We start from the raw sequence: 3,670 nt of genomic DNA on the forward strand, positions 1-3,670 counted from the left end.
TTCGTGTTATAAACAATCTTGGAATCGTCATTAATCTATTCTTACTATTACGCCGTGATTGTCAAGGTCTCGGGGCTCTATAATCTTCAGTGTGGAAAATTTGACGTAAAAAATATAATCGTGGTAAGAACCAACCGATTGAGAAAGGAGGCTCTTATCAACATGACCAAAGGTCACAAAATTATATTAGCAAGCTGCTTGGGTTAGAAGGTCTAAGGGTATTAGAGGTAGTCGAAGAAAAAGAATTATTGTAATTAAAGTTTTGCCCTTATTGCGGTTCAAAGGATCTTTATAGAAACGGTCATGTAAAACTAAGGAAGGCGTTGCACGTTTATGTTTTAGGTAAGACCAACGCCCCTCCCCCTCTTTCAATGCATGAAGTTTAGACTATATAATCCAATTTGAAGGGGAGAACCTAAAAGAAAGCAGCATCTTAAAGAAGAAATTGGCAGTTGTCCAGGAGGACCTGAATATACCATAAAAGCTGTGGCCATCTTTTCCAAAGTTCCTGAATGAAATACTCGCCTTTCCAGGATAATTCAAAGGTATTTCACGTAAAGATGAAGGGTTGTCTGCAGGGCATGTCTTAAAAGGCAGCCTTAAGGGCTTAAAGAAAACGTAGGTTCAATGTCGAATTACTTTGGTTTTGATATCTTAGCAGTAAGTAAAGTCCTGGATAGAAACTTTTTTCCTACATATCTTTATATCTTGATGAGAGATGAGCTATAGACATTGCCTATATTCACACCTACGAAAGGATATCTATACCTAGCGGCTATAGTGGACAAATACTTAAAAAAGATTGTGGAATACTCTATAAAACAACGGTTGACCCAAAAACTTTCCATTGAAGTTGTGAATATGGCGATACATTCCCGTCTGATACCAGGACTGATCGTCTATACCGGCAGGGGTAGCTTGATAGCAAACAACTTCTCTAAGGGGGGGGAGTCCACTCGGCACCGGAAAGGTAACGCCTTTATACACGTCTTTAAAGGGCATATGTCATAGCGATCTGATTTTTAGCTAACTTGCAAACACCGACCTTTGAGATACATCGGGGACTGGTTCCTAGAAATCCTATAAAAATTTGACGCGGTTCTTAGGTGCTGTCTGATTGCAATATTTTTTATCAAAGATGGTATTATAAAAAATAAATGATTAAATCTTAAGACACGCTTTCGAGGAGGAGCGACTTGTGCAAATAGGTGTTGATGAGCTGGAGATAAATTTAGATACCATACTTAACACGATTACTGATGCTTCATGCAGGAGGGTGGATTTATTTGCTTTATCGGAAATGAGCCTTATCGACTATAATCCCCCCATTTTAAGCCGGTCTGTTATTCAAGAAGAGAGATCTAGAGCACTGGATACAACTGCCATTAGGGTGCCTAACCTCAATTTAGGAGTCATTGTTGAGCACACTCGCTGTCAAATGTCAACAACTAACGGACGGTCATAGAGGGGCTCCCCCCCTACATGAAACTGCTCTATCTCGTAGAAAAGGGGCTTTGAGTATCAGAGGGACAGAACTGTAGGTTGGCATAAATGAACAAGTGTGAAAAGCTGCGCTTACATGAGGTGTTTATTGCCCATTCCAGGGCCGAGTTCTATACCAGTTCGCGAGTTCAGCGAATAATAATACAATTAATGAGCAATAAAATAAAAGGAGGCTTCAACCCTGATGAAAAACATGAAAGAAGTCAATCTAACCGATATAATTCCGGAGATAATTTCACAGTTAGCCGAGGAGGGCGCTTTTCTTACGGTAGCCTTGGAAGATAAGGTCAACGTTATGACTGTAGGTTGGGCTACGTTAGGCCGCATATGGGACAAGCCTGTATGTATAGTTCTGGTTCGACTCTCACGCTACACTCGCCAACTGATTGAAAAGGCAGAATCCTTTACTTTAAGTGTCCCGCTAGGAGGAGCTTTCAAAGAAGCCCTAGTCTATTGTGGCAGCAAGTCCGGTCGCAATGTAGATAAATTTGAGGAGCTCAGCTTAAAGAGACAGCCAGGAACAGCCGTGGCTTCGCCTGGCATATATGGCTGTGATATTATGTTAGAATGTAGGATCGTCTACAAGCAAACTTTGGAACCGCTTAATCTAGCACCAGAGATCAAAGACAAATGGTATGTTGATAATGACTACCACATATTGTTTTACGGTGAAATTGTTCAAGTCCACACCAAACAATAAAATCATATTTATGGACACTATTTCTTCAACCTTTTACCATCTAAATATAGGATAAAAGCATAAAGCATAAAGATAAACTAATATGAAGTCGTGGGTTCAGGCAGCTACTTATTTGTGACCATTATTCATTCTCTGGTGTATGCTCAGGCGGGTGCGTTCCGGAGTCAGTTTCCTTGTTCATCCGAATAAATTCCTTCTCTACATATGGACCAGACTGTGTGTCTGCATCGCGCTTTATTTATGCTTCTTTTAGTCCTAAGGATGTGACCTTAACCATCTCAACGTTCATGATGTCAAAGGATAAGTCGAGCAATAGAGGCCAATTTTGACGATGAATTGACAATACAATAACCTTTCTCTGAAAATTCTTGCACAGTGCCCTGTTCCTCCGATGCAAGTGGCCTTTTCTCGAATAATATACTGTCGAGAATGCTTGCTTTCTCTAAGTTATATATCTGGATTATCAGTGCTAAATCGCTCTTATTTTGTGATGGTGGGCCAACCCTTTGCCTGGCTCTGGGCATGGTTCATGGCATCGTTAATAAGCTTAAGCCAGTCTAGATCGGTAAATAGGACAATAATAGGAGACTGTGAGCCACCTATAGTATCAAGTCGTTTTTTCAAAGTAAGCATGATTAAATAGTAAATAGGCCTGCTAGATTATCGTGCCTACAAGTATATTCCTGCTTTCTCCTAATGCTCTTTTTGCTTAGCAACATCCAAGGACAATTGACAAAAACCATTCATACTATTGTCTGTTCTTGCCGAATATAGGCATAATTGGAAGTTCTACAAATCGGGAACCTTCGCTATTGGAGAAAAGCTCTAGACCTAAGCCACACTTGGGTTGGTTAGCAAAAAACGTCTGACATGAATCAGAAAAGCTGACCATGGATTTCGATGTTTATCCATACGTTATACCGAAAAGTTACGCGAGGCAAGGATAGAGCCTTCCGTTAGCGGTGTAGGAGGTCTTTGCAATAATGTGCTGATCAAAGTCCATAATTGGTCTACATAAGACCGAAGCAAACGCTAAGCGCAGGCATTTGTATGACTTTAAAGACATCAAGTTTAACACGTTGGAATGGGTTGATTGGCTCAACAACAAGAGGATATTTAGTGCGATAGGAAATATTTCACCTGCAGAAGTTTTCAGGAAAAGTATTATAATTTCCAGGAGACCTCAGCTGTTGTAGCTGGACTCAAATAAAAAGCCTCCGGAATAGCTGGGGCGGTTCAGTACCCACTTCGCGGTACTGGCTTGGCTACCATTACCATTGCGTTTTGCGGTACATTTCTGTTGCGTGTTTTTGGCTTTTTGGAGGAAAATAAAAAAAGAATGGCTTTGGAAGTCAGCCCTGCCCGAGAAAGGAAATTTTGAAAGTTTACCGTTAGTTATTGGAGGGTTTTCCTGACATGTTAGAAATGCCGCTCGATCGTGATTCGAAAGTCCCGCTTTATCAACAA

Annotated in this window: 3 protein-coding genes; 2 read left to right on the plus strand and 1 reads right to left on the minus strand. The window is 40.7% G+C overall.

The genetic code is table 11. From position 1 onward, the window contains the following. The first annotated feature begins 1,198 nt into the window (after positions 1-1,198). Positions 1,199-1,465: a hypothetical protein gene (locus tag Q7P41_RS09180; RefSeq protein WP_303883693.1), complete on the plus strand. Its 267-nt coding sequence runs from the start codon at positions 1,199-1,201 to the stop codon at positions 1,463-1,465. A gap of 222 nt (positions 1,466-1,687) precedes the next feature. Next, positions 1,688-2,203 (plus strand): flavin reductase family protein, encoded by a 516-nt coding sequence (locus Q7P41_RS09185; RefSeq protein WP_303883695.1) that lies wholly within the window; start codon positions 1,688-1,690, stop codon positions 2,201-2,203. A 1,183-nt stretch (positions 2,204-3,386) separates the two neighbouring features. Here the strand turns inward: Q7P41_RS09185 and Q7P41_RS09190 are convergent. Continuing rightward, a partial coding sequence (locus Q7P41_RS09190) for a hypothetical protein (RefSeq protein WP_303883696.1) occupies positions 3,387-3,670 on the minus strand: 284 nt, incomplete at its 5' end.

It is taken from the genome of Acetomicrobium mobile, assembly GCF_937920065.1.

Excerpts from the sequence above, each read along its gene's own strand:
- Q7P41_RS09185 (WP_303883695.1), top strand. The coding sequence starts at position 1,688 with ATGAAAAACATGAAAGAAGTCAATCTAACCGATATAATTCCGGAGATA.